The sequence below is a fragment of the Paenibacillus sp. NPDC057967 genome (assembly GCF_042887015.1).
GTDB lineage: Bacteria > Bacillota > Bacilli > Paenibacillales > Paenibacillaceae > Pristimantibacillus.
On record NZ_JBHVQB010000014.1, the window covers coordinates 1 to 21988 of the forward strand.

Sequence of the window (21988 nt, forward strand, 5' to 3'; positions counted from 1 at the left end):
GGAGTGCAAGCACTCCATCAAGTCCGCTCGACTTGCATGTATTAGGCACGCCGCCAGCGTTCGTCCTGAGCCAGGATCAAACTCTCCATAAAAGTGTTTGACTTGCTCAATAACGTTGTTGCTTCGAAATCTCTCATAACCAGCAAGCTGATTAAGGAAACTTCGATATCGATTCAATCTTGCGATTGTATCGGGCAGTTTCGCTCGTTGTTCAGTTTTCAAAGAACAATCATTTGTCTTTCGTTTCTTACATGAAGCTTTCGCACTTGGCAGAGCCAATGTGAAAGTCTTCCGTGTCAGCCGTATGTCTCAGCGGCGACTTAGATAATATATCATGGATGCCTATACGATTGCAAGTACTTTTTTAAAAAAGTTTTCATAGAATATTATCTTCATATATATACAACCATTCTAGCATTGATTCTTCATTCTTTTTCGCATCTATATAATGAAAGGCATGCGGGGATTGCTCTGACCATAATAGCCGTTTGCCTAGTGGAGCATCTAACGTTTCATAGTACTCTTCTACAAGAGAAGACATCAAATGGCGTTCTTGCCTTCCATGAATAAATTGCACGGGAACCGATAAGCTTCCGGATTCCTTACGAAAGTCTATCGATTGAATCTCTTTCAGCAATCTCTCATTGTAAGCCAGCTTAAAACCCGATACCAAAGAATGATAGACATCATCTTTGGTGATTGCCCGTCTTCCGTCTAATGAAACATCTACGCATCTTCTTGTCGTTTTTGCGTTCGCTTCTTCCAACAACCACTGATAGCACAGCTTGTCATTCTCTGTCCAATTCACAATTTGCTAAAAAGCCTTATGGGATGCATGGTATTCCGAATAAACACATATCAGCTTGAGGCCAAGTATGGTTCCTCATGAAGGAATTTTATTTGAATAGGATTTGCCCATCCCTCTTTGATCCCAATATACAACTGTAATATGCTTCACCAGCTCCTTTGTACACGTGACTAGTGTATAATCTACTCCCCTACACGACACCCCGGGAATGGGCATACTCGGTCCCCCATGCAAAAATAAAAGAATAGGATTATTTTTCGAATGACCTTGTATAAGTAGCGTCTGATCGATGCCACCGATCTTCAACGTCTCAATAGCCTCAATTCGTTCACTTGGTAGCTTATAATCTCTTGTGCGCCTGCTGCTTATCCGCATCCTTACCATCCTCCTTGGGCAAAATTCTTTCTATAAAGAACTCCGCATGTTCATCCATCCGCCTCTCCAATTCTGCCATGTCTTTGTCGTCATATTGATGCAACTGGTATTCCGCATACACGGCAAACACCGTATATTGATATTCATAAGCTAGTTGTCTTGGCGGGAATGGATGGATCAACCTTTGTCTATCATGATTTGAAATGCGCTATCCACAAATTGCAGAATTCCGAACGCAGGTGGAAACATGTTTCTATACACCTCACGATACTCAGCAAAAATCGAACTTAAAATGTGTTCCTTGTTTTTGAAATGATAGTAGAGCGTGCTCTTCTTGATTCCTACCAGTCCAGTAATGTCTCTAATCGAAACTGCATTGAATCCCTGACGAGAGAACAAGTCAATCGAGACCTCCATAATTTTCTCCTTGGTACCTAACTACACCACCTCCCTCTTCATTTAACGAACGTTAGATAGATAAGCAGTAGTCTCTGAAGTTTTAGACAATATAAAAAGCCCGCCATTCGGCGAGCTTCTATAATATGATGGCTGGATTACATAGCACTGCTAATATTGCTTCGCTTTTGTATACATCTTGCTGTCTTTGATCATGGCTGCCTTCTTCTTGCTTTGTACTGTTCCTGCATCAAGTGTCGTGTCGATCGTCACCCATTTGCCGTTCAGATATACTTCATTCCAGGCGTGGTACACATCCAGGTACTCTGTCTGACCCATGACCAACTTAGTCGGGATGTCCATACTGCGAAGCATAGCTGCGAATAGAGAGGAATATCCGTAACAAATGTCTTTCTTAGAATCAAAGGTTCGTTCAATGCTAGGGAGATAATCGGACGGTACATTTTTGGCAAGTGCCTGATCATATACGATATTAGCTGTAATGAAATCATACACGGCCTTTACCTTTTCCTCGTCTGACTTCTTCCCTTTCGCGAGCTCCTTCGCCTTCTCAATCGGCTTATCCGAGCTTGTCCAGCGTATATTCTGAATGGAGTTCAAATATATGATATTTTCATCCTTCAGCTTCAAATGAAGCTTGTCTTGTTTCATTACCTTATAAGACTTCCCTGAGACATTCTCTAGCAATGAGACCGTATACTCCCCATTCCCGAGCTGCAGTGGAAAAGATTCAGTTTTTTGACCAACTGCTAAGTTGTACGTATAGCTCTCTTGGCCCTTCGTGATCATTACCTTTGTCTTTACGTTATTCTTCACATCATAGGAGACTGATATAACTCCACTCGATGCATTTGACTTATCCAACCAGCTATTGCCGGCATTAGCATATGATGTTGCTATAGGTACGGTTGAGAACAGAAATAATGCCGCAATAAATAGCAGAGTGAACTTACGCACGAACAACACTCCTTTCGGTAGCTGGCTGCCATCATCCAGAAGGCCCTATAGCTTTGCGTCCCTGACTTTCGCCAGGTTTGCCATTATCGAGTCTACTATTCGACGATTCGTTCGATATAGACCTATTCCATGTTCGATATAGTCCTATGAAAACAAAAATAAGCATGTCCATTCGGTAGCTGGCTGCCATCATCCGGAAGGCCCTATAGCTTTGCGTCCCTATCTTTCAATAGGTTTGCCGTTATCGTGTATTGCTTATATGGTTCTATACTACCACATTTTTCTAGTAAATCAATAGATGACTTGTCCAAATCTGGAAGAATAGCATTAGGACTGGACCTTTCTGTCGAGCGAGAGAACTAGCGCGTCGAAGAGATGAACAGCTGTGAAACTCGATGCCTCTGCTTAAGTCGGATGAACTGAACAAAAAAAAGGCTCCCCTGGCCAGAAATGACCAGGGGAGCCTAACTATAGTGTTAGCTCATTTGCTCCAGTATTTTCTTGCCTGCTTCTAATTCTGCTTCAAACTCATTACGATACTGAGCTATAATATCAGTACTATATCCATTTGCTTCGAGTTTAGAAGTGGTATCAGATACTAGGGCTTCGAATTTTGATGTACAACTATTTACCTTCTGAGAAATTTTTGTCTTTATTTGCTTTTGTGCATCATCATCAGCAGAAAAATACTCCAGTGCCAAATTTATAAGTTCCGTCTTGCAGCTGTCACGCAGTACTACTAGCTTACTTTCTGCATTAGCTGTAATTTGCTCATAAGTCTGCTTTGGAACTTCTTCTCCAGGTGGCACACTAGGTGGCACTTCCACTGATCCATTATCGCCTGGTTTAGTCTCCCCAGATTCACCCTCACGGTAGGCTTTTGACTCTGATGTTACAGTTCTTGTTTTGTCATCCCATGTAATTTCACTGCCTACTGACTCCGATAGAAACCGAAGCGGAACATAAATTGAGCCTTTATAAATGAATATGGACTGGCCCTTTGGAAGACTTTTTTCTTTTCCATTAAAAACGAGCTTTGCATTAGCTTGTTTCATTGATAAGGCAATACTCTCGTGAGGTTTCTTGGTGCCACCCGTTACTAGGAGCAACTCCTTCTTCAACTCGGCTAATTCTTGCGTATTCGGATCGTTAATCGAAACCATGAACTGCTCTGCATTCCATCCAACTGTTTTAAGCAGGGCATATGAAATATATCGGATTGGAATATAGGTACGCCCCTGATAAATAAATGAATACTGGCCATCCGGAAGCTTTAGTTCTTGTCCATCAAAAATTAGATTTATAGGTTGTGTCTTGATTTGAGCTGGCTTAGAAGCTGGTTCACTAGCTGCCCACGCCCCTGTAGGTATAGAAGCAACCACCAATGCAATAATTAATGACAGTAGAGCAAAGTATTTATTTTTCAATTATTCTGCCTCCTATGTATTAAGATGTTAGTGCAGCCGCAATACTTCCCATAGCGGCCGATCGAGCGTCGGCTTTTGCCTTTTCGTAAGAAGCGCTCCAGTTCGGCATTTCTTTTTCGTTAATACTTTCCTTCTTGTAATCTGATTTTGCATTTGCAAGAATAGATGAGAATTTCGCATCACACTCTGCTTCTGCTTCTAATACTTTAGTCAAGAAGTTTGATTGAATGGTTTCCAGACTCGCATCTTTATTTGATTTTAGTTCCGCTACGATTTGATTCATTAAAGTTGCACTCTTCGTCTTGCAAGATGCCGAAAGATCAGACATTTGCGATTCATATTTGGCATCGATCTTTTGTTTCGCCTTTTTCTGTTCATCCGTTATTTTTACAGGCTCTTCGTTTTTGTTATCTTCATCAACTTCAGGTGTCTTCACATTTGTATCTCCTGGTTTTGGAGATGGTGTCCCAGAATTATTACTCCCCGTATTTGCATTGGGGTTCTTCTTTTCTTTCAACATTTCTGCCCATTGAGCTTCAATCAATTTTATCTTCTCTGGGTCCCTCTCCCCTACCCACTCAATAGGGTAATCTGGATTCAGAATATGAAGCGATTTTCCATACTTTACTGTAATGCTTCTTAGTAGCTCTATTTCCTCTGCCGATAACTTAGATAACAACAAATCTCTAATTTTCTGCTTCTCTTCATTGGACAAATCATAATTTGCATTTCCTTGCAAATAGGAAATTTCTTTAAATGACAGACCTGAATTAAGCAAAATTGCAGCTACGTCAACCGCATCTTGGGTTTCGATATCCTCACCGCCAATGAGATCACTCGCTTTCTCAACAGGCTTCTTGATGATTACGGGTATTTTGGGAGTCTCATGAGGAATATTCTCTTGTCCTTCAATTTCATGTCGGGCAGCAATATCTTCGATGCTAATTGACTTAAGATAACTATAAATATAAATTAATATGCTTATCCCGATAATTAATAGAGCTCCTACTACAATTGCAGTCCATTTTAACCAGCGACGCTTTTTATGCTTTGGTTTTGTTTCAAATGATTCTGTCATTACTTCACCTTCTGTTAGTTGAATGTCTTACACTATTAATAGACGAAGTTTTTTAGAAAAAGTTGCCACGTTTTTTTCTTAGATGTTTGTACAGCTAGCTGCCACTTCATCCCAAGTAGAAAATGCCGTCTTAATAGACTCATTTTGGGACTCTGTTTCAGATTCGTGCTGTACAATAATAACCTCAACAAAATCTACTGCTTTTATGGCATGCATCGTTTTGCTTGGAATATGAAGAACATTTCCCGCCTGCACTTGCATATAATACCCGTTCTGGACAAACTCTCCCGTCCCTTTTACAACAGTCCACACTTCATCTCTGTTAGTATGCATTTGATAAGAGAGGAAATGACCAGGGTGAATACCAATTCTTTTTACGGTCACTCTGCGACCATTTGTATATTCCTCACGATCTAATACTCGTATCCATCCCCACTCTTTCTCTAAATAGCGCGGACTCTGTGACTGGTCGATATAATCCTTAAGACGAGGACTGGCTTTTTTGTCGGATATAAGAATACCATCAGGACTAGCCGCAATGATAACATTGGAAACTCCAAGTACAGTTATGGGCATATCAAGCTCATTTATAAGATGTGTGTTACTACAATCCTCACTAATTGTTCCTATGCCAATCTGGTTATCTTTCATCTCATCTGTAAGTGTGTTCCACGTACCAAGATCCTTCCAGTACCCTTCATAAGGAATGACTATAATGTTTGAAGCCTTCTCTACTACCTTATAATCAAAGCTTATTTTTGGAAGTTCTGCATAGTTGGCCATCAAAACGGAATAATCAGTGGAATAATTTTCGTTTTGCATCAATTTAATTAAGTACCCTAGCTTAAAAGCAAAAACGCCGCAATTCCAATAGGCTGATTGCTCAATTAGTTTTTGAGCATCTTCCTCTGATGGCTTCTCCCTAAAATGGCTAACAGAATAATATTCAGATCCGTCTTCCTGATCCTTATCAGGCACAATATAGCCGTACTTCGAAGAAGGATACACCGGTGAAGCACCAATTAACGCAATATCTGCATTTGATTGATTAAGTAGTACTTCCGTTTTCTTTAAAATATCAAAAAAATGATCCTCTACATAAGGATCAACAGGAAGGATGAGAACGGTCTCGTCTAAATCAACTTTAGCTATGGAATATAAGTAAGCAGCCGAAAGCGCTATTGCAGGAAAAGTATCTCTTCGTTCAGGTTCAATTACAATAGGAACATCTGAGTTTACTTGACTGCGTAAATTCTCAACTTGAGAATATCCTGTTGCAATAAATGTTTTGTTTTCTAGCCCGCTTTTGGAAATTTGGGACCATACACGCTGAACCATAGAAACATGCTCATGTTTTTCGTTTTCAAGCACCTTCAAAAATTGCTTGGAACGAGTATCATTAGATAACGGCCAAAGACGCTTACCCGAACCTCCAGATAATAATACTAACTTCATTTTTAACACCTCTGTCGTAAATCTCAGCGAGAATTTACTCTATTTTGGTTGGATTCAAGATTAATAATCTCCTGTAATCCTTGTTTAATTGGAATTCTTGGTTGCCATCCTAAAGCCTTGATTATTTGATGATTATCTAATCTACTGTGGACAATGTCTCCAGAACGCATATTTTCGTATAAAACCACCGGCTTAATTCCGGCTACCGTTTCAATAGCGACAATTAATTCATTTATACTTAGAGAGGTATTTGTGCTCACATTAAAAGTCTGGTTATCACCAGAAGTTAGTGACATCAAATTCGCTTGAACAATATCCGAGACATTTACAAAGTCTCTTGTTTGATTGCCGTCTCCATAGACGGTGATAGCTTGATTTCTCATTACTCTATCCATGAATATGGATACAGCACCGCCCTCACCTTTAGACGATTGTCTTACACCATATACATTGGCATATCTAAGAATGGTAAACTTAAGACCGCATAATTGCTGATACGTCTTTATATATATCTCTGGAACGTACTTTGAGATACCATAATTAGATATGGGAGCTATGGGATGATTCTCATCTATAGAATGAGATTGAGGCTGCCCATACACTGCCGCGGAGGAAGCATATACAATTTTTTTAACCCCATATTTCTTGCAGTTCTCTAGTACATTTAAAGTGCCAATAATATTAATATTGGCATCATCACGGGGGGAAATCATTGATTTTTGAACGTCAATTTGGGCTGCATGATGAATAACATAATCGGGACTCTCTAATTCAAACACATGACTCAACTGTTCACTTGTTATATCGCAATTATAAAAACTTGCATGTTCAGATACATGTTTCAGCATTCCCGTTGATAAATTGTCGACAATGATTACCTGATCCCCACGTTCTATCAGACTGTCTGCAATTTGAGATCCAATAAATCCGGCCCCGCCAGTCACTAAAACTTTCATAATGGTGCATCCCGCCCTATTAATTGTCTGACATATTTGGTGTTTTCCTTATTTTTAATTTTTAATTTCGCTACCGCATTGGCAACATTCTGACTATAATCATCCAGATTTTCGTAGAGCTCTTTGAAGTTGCGGAAAAGCAATTCGGAATCCAGATCTATATCAGCCCAGTTATCTCCATCCCCTACTCCTACACTTAGCCCCTCAAGCCCAACACTTCTCAAAAACTCATATACCTTGTGATGATAGACGATTCCCAATGATGGAATACCCAAAGTAGAGGAAATAATAATAGAATGCAATCTCATTCCAATCATCAGATCAATTGTATTCATAATTTCTAATTTTTCGTTTATCGTCTTTCCTTTATTGACCACTGAAACATTGCTTGAATCATTAAGTTTCTCAATTATTTCTTGATTAAAATTGTAGTCATACTCATCTTCCATAGGAATAAAGATGATCTCGAGTTCATTCTTATAGTGGTCATTTATTTTATTAATTAGCTCTACAATCGCTTGAAAATAGTTATTATACTTGTTTCTGCTATCCTTCCATAACCCACTTATAAACAATGGTGCTATGGAGATTCCAATCCTTCTCTTAGAAGAGCTCACCTTGTTATATTCGGAAGGCAACGACAGGCTTACAACGGGATCCGTTGTAACGACTACATTATCAATTCCACATTTCTTAAGCTGCTGATAAGACTCCTCGTCCCTTACCGTTATAACATCTACATACTTTAGCGTGTCCTTAACTCTATTCATATAATGAGGATGAATAAATGGCCCTGCACCAATTGCATAAATCATTATTTTCTTTTTAAACACTTTTTTATACAAATAGATTTGCCATAACCAAGGTTTAATGGCTATAGGATTCCAATCAGACAAGAATCCTCCTCCACCTATTAATATTAGATCTGCGTCTTTGATCGCTTTAATTGTTTTAAAAAATGCTGGTATTCTTCCTTTTACAAATAGAGCGACTATGCCTTTGAACGTAAACGGCAAATGTCTCACCGCATGAATACCTTGCTGCTCTGTATATCCCGGGTCAAAACTCATCGCCGTTATTGCAGCATTGTCCAAGGAGCTACGAATTTCTTCACTCATGCAATTAAGAATGACTTCGTCCCCTAGATTTTTATAACCGTACCATCCTGATATAACAATCCGATTCATCAGATCCTCCTAGTACTTAACCTGTAGTCCATTTCCTGGTACTCTTCACATATAGCATCTAACATGAACTGAAGTGTAAATTCTTGTTCTACTCTTGATCTTGATCTTCTCGAAAAATCCAATCTTTTATCATAACTCATTAACAACATCTCAATCTTTGTACTAAATTCACTTGGTAAGGGTGCGTTAACCAAATAACCATTAACATCATCCTGAATCGCTTCTCGAATTCCGCCTACATTAATCGATACTACTGGAGTGCCTTTAGCCATTGCTTCAATAATGGTCATAGGAAAAACTTCCCTCTTGGAGGTCAGTAAAAGAATATCCATTTCCTGAAGAAAGCGATCAGGATCAGAAACATTACCCAATAAGACCACATCGTCTCTCAAACCGTTCTCTTTTATAAATGTCTCTATATTCTTCCTTTCAGGTCCATCTCCAGCAATGTAGTATTTTATTGGCCGATTACTATTTTGCTTTAATAATAGCGCAGTATCCAAAAATAAACTGTGATTCTTTTCTTCTGATAATCGTGCAAGGATACCAATATTAATAATTCGGGTGTGGTCTACGGGCATATGATATTCAAACTTTTCTAGCTCTACCCCATTATAAATGGTGCGTATCTTCTCTTCCTTAACACCTAGATTTAACAAATTATCCTTTTCAAAGTTACTTACCGTTATTATTTTGTCCACAAAAGTATTTAGTATAAATGAAAATAATTTTGGTTTTTTCTCGAGCATTGTGACATTGTGCTTAGTATACATAACCTTGACGTTCCAGAAGAACAACTTAATAACAACCATATATAATGCTATTCTTAAGCAATTCGCATGAACCACTTTGATATTGTTTGTTAGGAGTATTCTAACAATATGATAAATATTAATAAGATGATTTTTCCGGGAGAGAAATTTGAATTTATCTTTATTCTTAAGCCGATCATATAACTCTCCAGGCCCGGCTGCAGTATACATGTCAATTTGGTTTTTATTCACATTATTTTCTATTGTAGTAAAGTAAATTTCTGCACCGCCCGTAGTGAGCTTGTCCATGAGAAAAAGTACTTTTGTACGCATTGGTTTCCCTCCTCATGTTTCCTCGCTTTTCCTATTGGACAGTAGATGCATAAAGATAAAAATGAAAATATACATATTATTTGGATAGAATTCTAGAATATTATTAAAGAACCCACCAATCGCTATGAGAATAAAAATAAATAAAGGGAAAAACTTATTCGAAAAATTTGTATTGCGCATAAGTGATTGTATGCTGTATTTCAAATAACTGAAGAACAACAGGAATAGAATACCCCCGCCTAATAGGCCAAACCATATAAATGACTTTAGGAATTCATTATCTGAAAAAGTGGTTAACCAGGTACCACTTGACACCTCACTATTTAACTTAACGCCTAATAAAGGACTATCACGTAAAATATTTAAACCTGCGCCCCATTTTTCAAGCCGCGAATTGTCAGTAATATCTGCTTTGAAAAAATACAACTCATTAAAATTAAAATAAACGAAAAACAAAAGAAGTCCTACAACCGAACTAACTATTATTCCGTAGAGCCAAATTACTTTCCCTTTATAGATGTAATACATCACTGTAATTACAACCAATAATATCAAAGTAATATAAGCTGACCGGCTAAAGGTTAGAATTATAGAGGATAATTGAAGGAGAACTATTCCCCATACAAGTAATGAATTATACTTTTCCAGTAACTTTTTTATGTATAATAATAAAACTATCAGTACGGCTATATAATAGTATGCAGCTGCATTAGGGTTTGCAAAAATGGACATAAGTCGGACTTTTCCAAGACCAGGAATTGAATATTGTAGCAATGTAGTATAATCTACAAAGCCAAAGTAATTGCTGGTTAAGAAGGAATATATGCCTATTAAGGTAACTATGCTGCTGCTGATAAAAACCGTCCTCACGATTTTTTCAATGCTTACATTAAACTTGGCCATGAACATCCATAAGACGGCCGGCACAAAGTAATAATTGTTTTTTACCAGCCATGCTACTGTGGTCGATACATCGGATAGTTCAATTATTTTCAGTCCAATTATTAAATAAAAAAAACAAAGCAAGTACATTGGCCACAACTTTGTTTTTTCCATTTTGTTTTTATTTGCAACTACAGCAGCAATCGCTACGGCATAGAAACTTAAGGAGAATATATTCATAATACTAATATCTAATATTCGGATATCTAAAATACTGTCGATTAAGAAAGTAAAAGGTAGTAAGAAAATGTATATTAAAAATAATAGTATCACGTTGTTTTCTCCTTGTTTCTATAGACTTACTCTACCGGGAATTAATAAGGGACAACAGTTTGTTTGATTGACTTAACCATGAATACTCTTTCTCTAACTCTTGGCGATTATTAATGTCATCCTTGTACATATCATAATCCTTTAAATAGCGTGCAATCTTTTCAATAAATTCGTCATCATTGTTTGCTTCAATCATGTATTCCGTTTTTATTGAAATTCCTTCAAAACTGATACTGCTCCCAATAATCAGTTTATTCATAGACATTGCTTCTAAAATTTTATTTTTCATGCCAGCACCAGAATACAACGGTGACACAAACACACTGGACTTATGGACGTAAGACCTTATATCATCCACAAACCCTGTGAATGCAACATGCTCACTCGTGAAGCTTTTTAAATGATCTGAGGGGTTTTTTCCAACTACAATGCACTTGATATTATTCTTATACTCTACAAGCTTTGGAACTATGTTTTTCACTAAATGTTCAGCCGCATCTGCATTGGGTTTATACCCTAGATTTCCTACAAATACTACATCGTAGATTACGTCCTCAGAAACAGGCTTAAAGTAATCTAGATCCACTCCATTGTTAATATAGTCGCTAATGCCTTTAAGATCCGGGTAGATCTGTCTATCGTGATATAGATCAACCTCAGAGATGTATAACAGCTTCCCAAAATGCCTCATATTCTTTCTGAACATGTTATGATATACTCGTTTTTTCAAATGCAAAATTACTTTCTTTAAAGGTGACGATTCATTTTTCAAATACGAATCAGTCAATTTGAATGGGGAATCACAAACAAAAAAGATCTTATTTTTCTTTATAATTGAGCAATACTTAATCATTGGAAGATCATGAATAAAAACAAAATCATATTCATTTAATTTGTTGCTGACTTCTTCATTATAAAGCTCCAATGATTTCACTGATTGCATGCTCAATAATGCCTTTATTTTTAAGATCAAATGGTTGGGCGGACGATGATTGATTATGATAATATCATTAAATATTTTTTTCAGCTGGTTTAGGCTATGAGCTTCATCCTTCTCTTCAGCTGTTTTAATATAGACGATGTCAATTTGAGGGCCATTCATATTTTTAAATAAATTTAGTATAGTATTAGCGCCTCCGCTTTTATGAGCGGGGTATGGTAATTCTTTGGTTAATATTGCTATTCTCATTAGTAATCACCTATAGATTAACTCATATTTGTCTACGACTTTCTCAATTGAAAAGTTTTCTTGCACCATGCTATAAGCTGAGTCCACCATTCGTTGGGATAGTTGAGAATCCTTCAACATTAGATGCATTTTCTCTGCAAGCTGTTTATAAGAGCCATTGTCAAACAGCATCCCTGTTGTCTCATCCTCGATAATCTCCCTTGGCCCATCACAGTTTGATGCAATAACTGAACATCGTGCTGCCATAGCCTCAATAATAACCATACCAAACGATTCATTACGTGAGGGAACAACTAAAAGATCCATTTCAGAAAGAATATCTGGGATGTCTTGTCGTTCACCCAGCAGCTTCACCTTTGTATATAAAGAGCTATTTGTTACTTCATCTACAACATCATCCATAAACTTCTTATCACTGCTATTGTTAAATGTCTCGCCTCCTATGATAAGAAAAGTTGTATTGCTATGATCTCCTCGCATGAGGAGTTCTTTAATTCCTTTAATGTAAATATCATGACCCTTTATTTCTTGAAATCTGGCAATCATTCCAACCAGTTTATGATTGGCATCTAACCCTAGTTCATGTCTAATTTTCTTGTTATTCACTTTATAATTCTCGATTTTAATCCCCAAGTATATTTGAACAATTTTTTTATTGTCGATGCTATAGCGCAATAAATTAGATTGTACATTTTTAGACACTGCAATTATTTGGTGACATACCGTATTAAAATAAATTTGTTGCCATGTACTAAATGTGATCCACTGTCCATGACAGGTATAAATAAATTTCTTGCCAAGTATCAAAGACATCAAACCAAAAGGATAACACTGGCCATGTGAATTAGAATGTACAATATCGTACTTCCCTCTATGCAAAAATATAAAGATCAGTATCAATACCATTGGCAACAGAAAGAATGTTTTTTTCTTTGCAAATAGCCGATTGTTAATTTGTACGTTTACGTTTTTATTCTCTAAGATGTCTACCAGCTTTCCTCGTGTTGGAGTTACTACCGTTATTTCATAATCCCTGTGATTCAATTCTTCAATTATATTAATAAGGCTTGTTTCTCCCCCGCCAATTCCAACAAGATCCGATATAAATAGGATTTTTTTCATCTATGCATCCTCATCTTTATTAGCCTTTGAAAATTTCCGCTTTTTCTATAAAAGCTCGATCTGATTGGTCAATATATTTATGTTTAATCAAACCTTGCTTTCTATAGTTCATATAATACTGGCCTTGTTCTTTTAAACGTTCATAATGCTCTTGATCACGATATTTTATTATCTTGGCTGGATTGCCGCCTACTACAGCACATTTAGGCACATCCTTTGTGACAACCGAGCCTAGCCCTATTACTGCTCCTTCGCCAATTCTGACACCAGGAATAATAGTTACATGGCCTCCAATCCATACATTTGATTCAATATAAACAGGGCGTTTAATCGATACTCCATCATAAGGCAGCGTATAAGCATCCTCGTATCTATGATTACTAGTATGTATGCTTACCCTCGGACCAATAATTACGTTATCTTCAATCGTAAGACCGCCCACACAGGCAAAGTAACTCTCATGTCCTATGTACACATTATGTCCAATTGACATGTTCTCTGGATTGAAAAATGAACCGCCAGAAATTTCAACGTTATCTCCCTTCAACTTGAACTTAATTTTATTAGGATTACGCGGATTCAAAAAATGATATACGGAACGGATTGCTTGATATGCCATTTTCTTTATCATTTTTTGGCCTCCAGTTATTTATTGGGCTAGTTCATTTATGTATTTTTTGGTCAGTAATATGATAAAAACTGCAGCAAACAAATACACACATAAACTTGTTACAGATGCACCTATGATTCCATACTTCGGTATAAGCAAGAGATTAAGCACTACATTTATGAGCAATTGAGATAGATTAAGTAAAGTAAACATCTTTTCTTTTCGAAGTGAATATAAAATTAAGCTGAGTGGGTTAATAAATACGCTTATAATGTAAGTTGCGATCAATATTCTAAACGCAGGTACAATGCTGGCGTAATCATTACCTAATACAATGTCCACTAGCAACTCAGAGCAAAACATGATGATTAGAAGCATGATCAATAATACGGGTATAAACATAAGAACTTTTTTGTAATAGTTCTTAAAATCATGCTTTCTTTGCAACTGTGCGACCTTAGGGAGTAACACAGTTGATATACTCGCTGAAATGACCGGGAAAATCATTGCTAATTGATTTGCACTCGCAAATAGACCAACTTCATATGAAGAGTGGAAATATTGAATCAGAAAAATATCTGTTCGCGTCAATATAATGACCGACAAGCTTGCTATTAATGACCACTTCGTAAATGTGAACATGGAGCCTAGCAGTTCTTTTCTATGAAGCAATAAGTCTTCCGTTTTGACTGATAGCTCTGTATAAATCATTTTAAAGAAAATGAAAAAAAATAAGACAAACGGAATAATGGCATATATGATTAAATACCAATCCAATTGAAAGTTACCAGCTTGGATCAGAATAAAACAAAGCACAAATTTTATTACGTTATTTGAGAAATCTAGTATAGAGAACAGTTTTAATTTATCATATATTTGTAGAAAACTATTAGAATATCCAAAGAGCGATAGGCCAATTGATAATATAAATGCCAAAACAATAAAGTAAGTATGGTCCTTATTATTAAAGACCAACTCAGCAATATGACCTGAGAAGAAAAGTGACACTATAATAATTAAAGCTGCAATGGATAGTTTTAAAAACAAGGTATATCTATTAAGTATATTCTTCTCTATTGAGCCTTTGCTTCGCTTGGATGCAAGAGTAACATAGCCTGTGTTAAGTCCCATGTCTGAAAACTGTGCCGCCAAGGTCATGATACTAAGTAAAGTTACCCATAATCCAAACGTCTCGGGCATTAAAGCTCTTGCTAACAATATATTTGTTAGATAGTTTAGTCCCTGACCCACTACCTTACTCATAAAAACACTAATGATAGCAACTAGATTCTTATTCTTCATTTTGTTTTGCAACCTTTAGCGTGGAGTAATTAAACTAATATTTTTTTCATCCTATCATTCATACGCTGTTGATTAAATTCATCCTCAATAAATTGTTTTGCATTCCTTGCAATAGACGCATTATATTCCTTATCTTGAATGAGCTTAATGATTTCTGCTTTAATTTCCTCGTTATCATCTGTCGACACAATATTAACTTTATGAGTAATATTGATTCCTTCGGAACCTATTGAATTAGTCGCTACTGGTATTCCTTCAGCCATAGCTTCAATGATTTTGGTCTTTATACCCGTTCCATAAACAAGTGGAGCTATCATTAATGCCGAGTCAGAGATCTCCTGTCTGACATCTGCAACTTCTCCTGTAATAATAATGTCAGGATACCGTTCTGCTAATAGTCTTATTTCATTCGACGGACTCTTGCCAATAATGTATAACTTCAGTGCGGGTAATGACTTTTTTAAATCCAGCCACATTTCCTTGCAAAAAAACAGCATAGCCGAGACATTATGCGGAATATCCATTCTCCCTACAAAAACCATTTTGTTCTCATCAAACACGCGTGGCTTCTGCGTCTCCGTCTTCTCAAATATCATAGGAATGCCAATACATGAGTTATGGCCCGTTTGTTCTTTAAACCTTTGCGCTTCAAGGGGGGAGGTAAATAGCAGATGATTAAATCTGCTGGACACTTGAATCTCATATTTTTTGAGCAACACAGACTCATTTTGAATAATTGCATATTTTAAAAGACGGCTATTTAAAATTTTCCGCAAAAAAGGAGGGATATTCTTTTCGAACCCCCCAAACATACTAGGTATATATTGAAGCCATTTTAGTTGCCTTTGGTATCTGACAGACAACAAATCATCATAATTTAATACATTTACGTGATTGGCATCTACCGTATATTCTGCAACCCGTACCATATCATATATAACAATATCGGGTTTATAGGATTGAATATAGGATTCTACCGTACGATGTGTCTTCTTGCTATAAAATACCGAGGTTTGGATAGGCCATTTTCTTCGGATTACAGAATTCTTCAATATATTTAGTATCTTCTCCACAAAACCTGGTTTCTCCAACATGTGGACTTTATGAATTTCTTTCGGAATTTTGTTTACAACTTCGTGTTTGTCCTTAAAGGTTAAATTAATAATCTGCGATTCCGGATGTATTTCTTTAATTTGTTTAATGTACTGCAGAAGAATATTTCTTCTGCCATCCGTATTAGGAAAAGGCGGTCGGTTGGTAATAAAGAGTATCGTCTTCATACTTCTCCTTTAATACTATGCATGGGTTAGACCCCATCTTTGGATTTTATCATGACACTTACTGTTTTAAATATGATTTTAATATCCATCCAAATGGTTCTTTTTTGAATGTATTTTAAATCAAGATCAACCATCTCTTTGAAGCTCAAATTATTCCGTCCACTTACCTGCCACAAGCCGGTACACCCTGGAATGACACGCAATCTCTTTTTGTCTCTTGAGGAATATTCCTCTACTTCTCGGGGGAGTGGCGGGCGAGGCCCGACTAAGGACATATCACCACGAATCACATTCCATAACTGTGGCAATTCATCGATACTTGTTTTTCTAATAAATTTCCCAACTTTAGTTATACGAGGATCTTCTTTCATTTTGAACATAGCGCCTTCTACTTCATTTTGATCCAGTAATTTTTCAAGCAACTTTTCCGCATCTGGTACCATGGATCTAAACTTATACATTCGAAACGGCGCTTCTCCACGGCCGACTCTCACCTGATAGAAGAAAACAGGAGCCTTTATATTTTCTAGTTTGATCATGACTGCAATGACTAGAAGCAATGGAGATATTAAGATTAGGCCAAGGCCTGCACCAACTAAATCCATTGCTCTTTTGGCAATAAGATATGGCCGTCGACTTTTCTTCTTTTCTCCTATTAGCAATTCTTCTCTGTACGCAGATGAAGTCTTACCTTCCAATGCTGCCTCAAGTTTATTTCTTAGTGGCGTAGGTGCCATTAAATATCACCTCTATTATGTAATTTCAATTCTTTAACATTTCCTTTTCGAGCAAACCTTGCATAATCTGAGTAAGGGGGCCTCGTAGTTCATCATTCAGTAAGGCAAACTCCAATGTCGTTTTAATAAAGCCCAATTTTTCACCAACATCGTATCTATGTCCACTAAACTCATAAGCAAATACACCCGTGCTCTCATTAACCCGCTGAATGGCGTCCGTTAATTGAATCTCTCCGCCTGCACCTGCATCTTGATTCTCCAAATAATTAAATATTTCAGGAGTCAGAATATACCTTCCCATAATAGCTAAATTTGAAGGAGCTTTACCGATTGGCGGCTTTTCAACTAACTGATTTACTTTGTATAGTTGTCCAATGGAAGAAGCAATATCGATAATCCCATATCTGCTAGTCTCATCAAAAGGTACCGGCTTCACACCGATGACAGACTGCTGTACCGCTTCATACTGCTCAATTAGTTGCTTGGTACAAGGAACCTCTGCTCTAACAATATCGTCCCCTAATAAAACTGCAAATGGCTCGTTTCCAATAAAATTTCTCGCACACCATACCGCATGCCCTAAACCTTTTGGCTCTTTTTGCCGAATATAATGTATATCAACCATAGATGATTTTTGCACTTCGCTTAATAGTTCATGTTTTCCTTTATCCAGCAGCGTTTGCTCCAATTCAAACGCATTGTCAAAATGATCCTCTATAGCTCGTTTCCCTTTGCCAGTCACAATAATAATATCTTCAATTCCGGATTGGATAGCCTCTTCAACAATATATTGAATGGTAGGCTTGTCCACAATGGGGAGCATTTCTTTTGGCATCGCCTTTGTTGCCGGCAAAAATCTGGTTCCTAATCCTGCTGCTGGAATAATTGCTTTTCTAACCTTGGCCACTGTTGCTCTCCTCACTTTCACTATATAAATGAATGAGCTATAGTTTCCTCCTGTCAAAGAAAAGCATAGCTCATTAATTTATAGATAAAGAAATGGGGCATCTAACCCGTCCTCACGTCACACCACCGGCAATACATGCCTAAGGTTCCTAAAACCCACAGCGTAACCGAGTACCCGGAGTGATAAAGGTTCACCGAGCATTACCTAAATGACATATTGATTTATTTTTCAGGAGCACCATAATAATAATAATAGGCTTCTTCTTTTGCTCTCCGTTTTACATTGTTTAATACCACGCCCAAAATACGGGCATTTACCGTCTGCAAATTATGAACAGCTTTTTTAGCAATTTCCCTCTTCACTCTTCCTTGATCCACTACTAGTATAGCGCCATCACTCTTTGTAGCTACGATCTGTGCATCTGTTACAGCCAGCAAAGGTGGTGTATCAATCAGTACGACATCGTACTTTTCACGAAGTTCCTGTATAAGTGCTGTCATTCGCTTGGAGTTAAGCATTTCGGCCGGATTAGGAGGAATAAAGCCGGAAGTCATTACATCCATTCCTGGTACATTAGTGTTCTGTATGGCATCATCAAGTGTACACTGCTGAGATAATACGGTCGACAATCCATGTCTATTGGATATGGAAAACGTATGGTGCGCGGTTGGCTTGCGCAAATCCGCATCAATAAGAATAACTTTTCTTTCAGATTGAGCAAATGTGATAGCCAGATTCGTTATTGTGGTAGATTTCCCCTCACCAGGTCCTGCTGATGAAACCATAATAACTTGTAACTTCTCATCGATTGATGAAAAATCAATATTCGTTCGAAGAGAACGATAAGCTTCAGAAATTGGTGATTTGGGATTGCTTAATGTAATAAGCTGACGTTTACTTTTCAACTGTGACACGCTCTAATTCACCAGCCTTGTATGTTCGGGTAGTTTCCTGAGTCTGATTTGATTTATGTTCCTCCGGATTCATTTTGGAGATCATAGCAATAGTTGGTAGTCCAAGATGCTCCAGAACATCTTTTTCAGTCTTAATTGTATCGTCCAGATACTCGATTAAGAATACAAATCCAACAGAAAGCATGAGTGATACCACAAATGCAATTGCAATGTTCAACTTTACGTTTGGCGAAACAGGGCCTGGATTAGCATTGACATCTGCTTCATTCAAAATCGATACATTTTCAACCTTAAAAATGTGCTGAATTTCACTACGGAAAACTTTGGATACAGCGTTTACAGTTTGAGCTGCCCGATTGTAATCTACATCTTGTACAGCGAGTGTCATGACCTGCGTATTATTAACAGAGCTTACTTGGATATGACTAGCCAATGCCCCTGCCGAATAACCAAGTTCAGGATATTGCGCTACTACTTTATCTAAAATTGCAGGTGTTTTAATAATTTCTTTATAGGTATCAATCATTCTTATGTTCGTATTTATTTGGTTAATATCGAGTTGTTGCGTAGCAATTTGAGAAGAAGTTTGATTTACAATAATTTTAGTAGAAGCCTCGTAAATTGGGTTCTTGAAGTACAAACTATAGACGCCCGCCAATGTGGAACAAAGTACTACGATTGCCAAGATCAAAACCAAACGCTTACGGATAATTAATAAGTACTGCTTAAAGTCCAATTCATTAGTCACTCTGACTACTCCTCCGTTGACTATAGTAAGCTCGTGCTTTCAAGAAAAAATCTTCCTCCCATCTACATGAGAGGAAGATCTAAATTGTTTACGCAATATTAGTTAGCGTTAATTGCACGGTAGATAATAACAGCTGCTTGCGCACGTGTTGCATTTGCATTTGGTGCGAATTTGCCGTCGCTGCCTACAACGATTTCTTTGCTAGCTGCGAATGCAACGCCAGCTTTCAACGTTTCGTTGATTTGAGCTGCGTCAGAGAATACTGCCAGAGCTGCATCGATATTAGCAACATCTTTCGAACCGTTTACCAGTTGCAGTGCACGAGTGATCATTGTAGCCATCTCAGCACGCTTGATAGGAGCGGATGGATCGAATTTTGTAGCAGTTTTGCCTTTGATAATGCCTTTATCTGCTGCTGCTGCTACATAAGGAGCAAACCAGTCGCTTGCATTTACGTCAGCGAAGTTTTCAGTAGCGGAGCCGTTCTCCAGATCAAGAGCACGAACCAGCATTTTAGCGAATTCAGCACGAGTTACATTTGCATTCGGATCGAATACGCCGTCTGCCTTGCCGTTAATCGCACCTTTAGCCGCTACTACTTCAATTGCACGGCCAGCCCACGAAGATACATGAGCAATGTCACCGAAAGTTACTTTGTTTTCTACAACTACATAGGAGGAGAAGCTGTCACGCGATTCGATTACCGAAGTATCCGTTACACGACCGCCGTGGAACTCAAGTCCGCCTTCAACGATCTTAGCTACGGACAACAGTTCTTTGTCCAGGCCAGTAGTGCTGCCCAGCGGAATGCTGATTACGATCGGACGGTCAAAGCTTGTAGTTGCTACGCCACCTACGGAAAGGCTGAAATCATATACTTGGGAAGCGGCTTTCAGTCCACCCAAAGCAGATTCATTAGCATCGGATTTTTTGAATCCAAAGTCGATTTGCTTGGAGAATGTGCCGCCGAATGGCAACTCAACACCGAATGCTCCAACTTTCAAGGAGAACGCAGGAACTTTTGCTTTAATTGCAGCTTCTACGATCTTTGCCGACAACTTAACTGCAACTTCATTCTCAGTTACATCACCAGCGTTAGCTGTTAATTTTGGAGCATCATAGGATACGCCAGCAGCATCTTGAAGTTTTGCGATAACTGCACCGATGCTGTTAAGAGCGATTACTGTGTTAGTTTCATCAAGGCTAACCGTTGCTTTACCTTCAACAATATCAACCTTTACAGAGATAACTGCCAGCTTGTTAACAAGATCACTTACTTGCTTCACAGCTTCTTCAATCAGCTTAGCTTTCTCTTCTTCAGTAGCAGCAGCAAGCTTAGCCTTCAGATCAGAAAGGTTGTTGATAAGAGTTTGTGCTTCAGCTGTAATCGTGTTGTCTACGATTGGACCAGCTTCACCAGTACCGCCACCAGGGCTAGCGTTAAGTCTCTTATATGCTTGATACAAGGAAACAGCAGCTTTTTCAAAAAGTAGCGGTTGGTTTACAGCTGTTTTAACAGAGGATACTACTTCAACAACGTCTTCTGTTGTCACACCGTATTCCAGGAACACTTTTTCGATTTCATATTTATTATTCGGAATTGCTGCTAGAACATCTTCAAACAGTTTGTTTACACTTACTTTATCTCCAAGAAGTTCCAACAATTCTAGCTCATTCTTGTTTTTCAAAATTTTGAAAGTTTCGTTTTGGATCGCAAAGAAATATCCTGCAATGTCATTAACTGTAAGATCAGGTACACCTACTGCTGTTGCATATGCTTGAATTGCGTCATGATGTTTCACGCGGAATTCCTCAAGCTTTTCTTCGGATGGAAGGTATGCTAGAGCGATTGCATCAACAAATACCTCTCTCAGAGCATCTCTTTGTGCTTGTGCATCAGGTGCATTTACATCAACAAGTTTGTTAACGATTGGAGCTACAACTTGTCCTTTAGTTGCATCGTCAAGTGCATCAAGTGCATTGCGAAGGTTTCTAAGATGATCCTTCTCTTTAGCTGTAAGAGCTTTCTCAACCTTTTGCAATTGTTTAATAATGTCTTGATTCGGGAATGTAGCGGAAGCCGCATAAGCAACATTACTTACTCCCAGCTTTTCTGCCAAACCTTTGTTGCTAAGCGGAATGCCTGCGAATGCAGACATAGCAACGCTTGCCGCAATTGTAGTTACTGCTAATTTTCTTCTTAAAGTCACTTTCTCTCA

21 protein-coding genes, 1 rRNA gene and 2 riboswitches are annotated in these 21988 nt (G+C 37.9%); all 22 genes read right to left on the bottom strand.

Annotated elements, in window-relative coordinates:
• A 16S ribosomal RNA gene (locus ACFVSO_RS27260) occupies positions 1-92 on the bottom strand; the annotation flags it as partial.
• Positions 93-376: 284 nt separating this feature from the next.
• Complete coding sequence (locus ACFVSO_RS27265; RefSeq protein ID WP_387479888.1) at positions 377-808, bottom strand: hypothetical protein; 432 nt, start codon at positions 806-808, stop codon at positions 377-379.
• A gap of 340 nt (positions 809-1148) precedes the next feature.
• The gene (locus ACFVSO_RS27270; protein WP_387479889.1) at positions 1149-1364 is read right to left on the bottom strand and encodes a hypothetical protein; all 216 of its coding nucleotides are present in this window, start codon (positions 1362-1364) and stop codon (positions 1149-1151) included.
• On the bottom strand, positions 1361-1600 hold the full coding sequence (locus tag ACFVSO_RS27275; RefSeq protein WP_387479890.1) for a TetR/AcrR family transcriptional regulator: 240 nt from the start codon (positions 1598-1600) through the stop codon (positions 1361-1363). The genes ACFVSO_RS27270 and ACFVSO_RS27275 overlap by 4 nt, the downstream gene beginning before the upstream one ends.
• Before the next feature lie 150 nt (positions 1601-1750).
• Positions 1751-2251 carry a transglutaminase-like domain-containing protein gene (locus tag ACFVSO_RS27280; protein ID WP_387479891.1) on the bottom strand — a complete coding sequence of 167 codons (501 nt, stop codon included), beginning with the start codon at positions 2249-2251 and terminating at the stop codon, positions 1751-1753.
• 319 nt (positions 2252-2570) lie between these two features.
• Positions 2571-2649: riboswitch (cyclic di-GMP riboswitch) on the bottom strand.
• A gap of 79 nt (positions 2650-2728) precedes the next feature.
• Positions 2729-2807, bottom strand: a riboswitch (cyclic di-GMP riboswitch).
• Positions 2808-3033: 226 nt separating this feature from the next.
• On the bottom strand, positions 3034-3984 hold the full coding sequence (locus tag ACFVSO_RS27285) for a copper amine oxidase N-terminal domain-containing protein (RefSeq protein WP_387479892.1): 951 nt from the start codon (positions 3982-3984) through the stop codon (positions 3034-3036).
• Positions 3985-4003: 19 nt separating this feature from the next.
• Positions 4004-5062 (bottom strand): hypothetical protein, encoded by a 1059-nt coding sequence (locus ACFVSO_RS27290; RefSeq protein WP_387479893.1) that lies wholly within the window; start codon positions 5060-5062, stop codon positions 4004-4006.
• Positions 5063-5140: 78 nt separating this feature from the next.
• A complete protein-coding gene (locus ACFVSO_RS27295) occupies positions 5141-6517 on the bottom strand; it encodes a sugar phosphate nucleotidyltransferase (RefSeq protein WP_387479894.1) in 1377 nt (458 codons plus the stop codon).
• A 23-nt stretch (positions 6518-6540) separates the two neighbouring features.
• Positions 6541-7473, bottom strand: coding sequence for an NAD-dependent epimerase/dehydratase family protein (locus ACFVSO_RS27300; RefSeq protein ID WP_387479895.1), 933 nt, complete (start codon positions 7471-7473; stop codon positions 6541-6543).
• Positions 7470-8660 carry a polysaccharide pyruvyl transferase family protein gene (locus ACFVSO_RS27305; protein ID WP_387479896.1) on the bottom strand — a complete coding sequence of 397 codons (1191 nt, stop codon included), beginning with the start codon at positions 8658-8660 and terminating at the stop codon, positions 7470-7472. Before ACFVSO_RS27305 ends, ACFVSO_RS27300 begins: the two co-directional genes overlap by 4 nt.
• Positions 8660-9745 carry a glycosyltransferase family 4 protein gene (locus tag ACFVSO_RS27310; RefSeq protein WP_387479897.1) on the bottom strand — a complete coding sequence of 362 codons (1086 nt, stop codon included), beginning with the start codon at positions 9743-9745 and terminating at the stop codon, positions 8660-8662. Before ACFVSO_RS27310 ends, ACFVSO_RS27305 begins: the two co-directional genes overlap by 1 nt.
• A 12-nt stretch (positions 9746-9757) precedes the next feature.
• A complete protein-coding gene (locus ACFVSO_RS27315; RefSeq protein WP_387479898.1) occupies positions 9758-10960 on the bottom strand; it encodes an O-antigen ligase family protein in 1203 nt (400 codons plus the stop codon).
• Positions 10961-10991: 31 nt separating this feature from the next.
• Positions 10992-12149 carry a glycosyltransferase gene (locus tag ACFVSO_RS27320; protein ID WP_387479899.1) on the bottom strand — a complete coding sequence of 386 codons (1158 nt, stop codon included), beginning with the start codon at positions 12147-12149 and terminating at the stop codon, positions 10992-10994.
• Positions 12150-12155: 6 nt separating this feature from the next.
• Positions 12156-13271, bottom strand: a complete 1116-nt coding sequence (locus tag ACFVSO_RS27325; RefSeq protein ID WP_387479900.1) for a glycosyltransferase family 4 protein — start codon at positions 13269-13271, stop codon at positions 12156-12158.
• A 19-nt stretch (positions 13272-13290) separates the two neighbouring features.
• Positions 13291-13902, bottom strand: a complete 612-nt coding sequence (locus ACFVSO_RS27330) for an acyltransferase (RefSeq protein ID WP_387479901.1) — start codon at positions 13900-13902, stop codon at positions 13291-13293.
• Between the two features lie 18 nt (positions 13903-13920).
• Positions 13921-15183 (bottom strand): oligosaccharide flippase family protein, encoded by a 1263-nt coding sequence (locus ACFVSO_RS27335; protein ID WP_387479902.1) that lies wholly within the window; start codon positions 15181-15183, stop codon positions 13921-13923.
• Positions 15184-15212: 29 nt separating this feature from the next.
• Complete coding sequence (locus tag ACFVSO_RS27340) at positions 15213-16463, bottom strand: glycosyltransferase (protein ID WP_387479903.1); 1251 nt, start codon at positions 16461-16463, stop codon at positions 15213-15215.
• A 26-nt stretch (positions 16464-16489) separates the two neighbouring features.
• A complete protein-coding gene (locus ACFVSO_RS27345; RefSeq protein ID WP_387479904.1) occupies positions 16490-17200 on the bottom strand; it encodes a sugar transferase in 711 nt (236 codons plus the stop codon).
• A 25-nt stretch (positions 17201-17225) separates the two neighbouring features.
• Positions 17226-18107, bottom strand: a complete 882-nt coding sequence (gene galU, locus ACFVSO_RS27350) for a UTP--glucose-1-phosphate uridylyltransferase GalU (RefSeq protein ID WP_387479905.1) — start codon at positions 18105-18107, stop codon at positions 17226-17228.
• A 221-nt stretch (positions 18108-18328) separates the two neighbouring features.
• Positions 18329-19021, bottom strand: a complete 693-nt coding sequence (locus ACFVSO_RS27355; protein ID WP_387479906.1) for a CpsD/CapB family tyrosine-protein kinase — start codon at positions 19019-19021, stop codon at positions 18329-18331.
• Positions 19002-19769, bottom strand: coding sequence for a YveK family protein (locus tag ACFVSO_RS27360; protein WP_387479907.1), 768 nt, complete (start codon positions 19767-19769; stop codon positions 19002-19004). Before ACFVSO_RS27360 ends, ACFVSO_RS27355 begins: the two co-directional genes overlap by 20 nt.
• Positions 19770-19867: 98 nt before the next feature.
• Entirely contained in the window at positions 19868-21979 is a 2112-nt protein-coding gene (locus ACFVSO_RS27365; RefSeq protein WP_387479908.1) for an S-layer homology domain-containing protein, read from the bottom strand.
• Between the last annotated feature and the right edge of the window lie 9 nt (positions 21980-21988).